This window comes from Streptomyces sp. NPDC037054, from assembly GCF_055606745.1.
Window position 1 is genome coordinate 1 of the sequence record NZ_JBVJSJ010000032.1, and the last position, 1,592, is coordinate 1,592.

At 65.6% G+C, this 1,592-nt stretch carries 2 protein-coding genes; one reads left to right on the forward strand and one right to left on the reverse strand.

Annotated features, from left to right (window positions below):
- The first annotated feature begins 47 nt into the window (after positions 1-47).
- Positions 48-818: a transposase gene (locus tag ACZ7D7_RS33910; protein WP_470829390.1), complete on the forward strand. Its 771-nt coding sequence runs from the start codon at positions 48-50 to the stop codon at positions 816-818.
- A gap of 17 nt (positions 819-835) precedes the next feature.
- Here the strand turns inward: ACZ7D7_RS33910 and ACZ7D7_RS33915 are convergent, their stop codons facing one another.
- Positions 836-1,468 carry a hypothetical protein gene (locus tag ACZ7D7_RS33915; RefSeq protein ID WP_470829392.1) on the reverse strand — a complete coding sequence of 211 codons (633 nt, stop codon included), beginning with the start codon at positions 1,466-1,468 and terminating at the stop codon, positions 836-838.
- Positions 1,469-1,592 lie beyond the last annotated feature (124 nt).

A 1,592-nucleotide genomic window follows, 5' to 3' on the forward strand; every position in this document is an offset into this window, starting at 1 on the left:
CTAAGGGCTGTCCCGTAACGGCTGGCCACGGCTGAGATGATCTTGCGGTGTCTGGTGTGATCACGGCGTCGGAGTCGTCTTGGATAGCCCCGTTTACCGGGCTGAGCCCGCGGGTGTTTGGCAAGCTGATGCGTCAGCTGCGGCGTGACGGCGGCGACGCAGGCCGCCGGGGCCGACCGTGGAGCCTGCCGCTGGAGGATCGGGTGCTGCTGGTCACGGCGTACTGGCGCACCAACCTGACTTTGCGCCAACTTGCCCCATTGTTCGGGATCTCGAAGTCGGCGGCCGATCGCATCATCGACCGCACCGGTCCGTTGTTGGCGCTGCAATCCAGGAAGCGGTTCCGCAGGGATACGGTGCTCATCGTCGACGGCACGTTGGTGCCCACTCGCGACCACAAGATCGCAGAGCAGTCGAAGAACTACCGCTACTCCACCAATCACCAAGTGGTCATCGACGCCGACACCCGCCTGGTCGTCGTGGTCGGCCAGCCCTTGCCCGGTAACCGCAACGACTGCCGGGCCTGGAGCGAGTCCGGTGCCAAGACCGCCGTCGGCACCACGACCACCATCGCCGACGGCGGCTACCGGGGAACAGGGCTGGTCATCCCACATCGCCGCCACGCGAAGGACGAGGAACTGCCTGCCTGGAAGCAGGCGCACAACAAGTCCCACAAGCAGGTCCGGGCCCGTGTCGAGCACGTCTTCGCCCGCATGAAGACGTGGAAGATCCTTCGCGACTGCCGGCTGAAAGGCGACGGCGTCCACCACGCGGTGCTCGGCATCGCCCACCTGCACAACCTCGCACTCACCGGATGACGGCGACGGTGTTCATCTCACGGACCGGTCTCCGCCGTTAGCCCGGGAGGCGTGTGGCGGGGCCATGGTCTGCCCGTGCGGTCGATTGCGGCGGCCCGCAGCAGCTCCAGCAGATGGCAGCCCGGGTATGTGCCGAACACGGGGAACTTCCACCGGTAGTAGCAGGACCAGTAGCTCACCACCCGGCGCTCGGTCCGCGCGAAGAACCCCGGATTCCGTGCGATGAAGTCCCCGTATGCCAGCCGCTGGGCAGACTGCTTGGAGGGCAGGTCGGAAAGGCCGTGTTGGATGGACTCCAGGATCTCCAAGACGTACTCGCCGGCCAACTGCACCACGAACGGCACCACCCACAGCTCGTCGGAACTGGCGATTTGCTCCAGGTGACGCTGGCGGACCAGCCCGTCGCAGTGCCGTGAGTACAGACAGTGCAGGATCGCCTGCTGCATCCCCGTCAGCGAGCACACCACGTCGACGGGCAGCTCGTCCTGATAGATCCGATACGGAATGGCGACGACTTCATCGCCCACGTACACCGAGAACGGCGACACAGGTGCGATCCGGGCCTCCGGCATGACCGCCAAGACCGCGCGAACGTCATTGGCAAGCTGGCGCGGGAACGCCGCAACCAGGTCACCGCTGGTCATCGCCATGGATCGAGGCTGCTGCATGGCGGAAGCATAAGGCGGGTCCGCTTGCCCCAGCCCTTCGCCTCCGCTGACAGAAGATCCCCCACCTCGTTTGTACCCAACCGAGCATTGCGGGACAGCTCTTAGA

What these genes read in the sequence shown, in the direction of transcription:
- ACZ7D7_RS33915 (WP_470829392.1), bottom strand. Translation starts at nt 1,468, where the DNA reads ATGGCGATGACCAGCGGTGACCTGGTTGCGGCGTTCCCGCGCCAGCTT.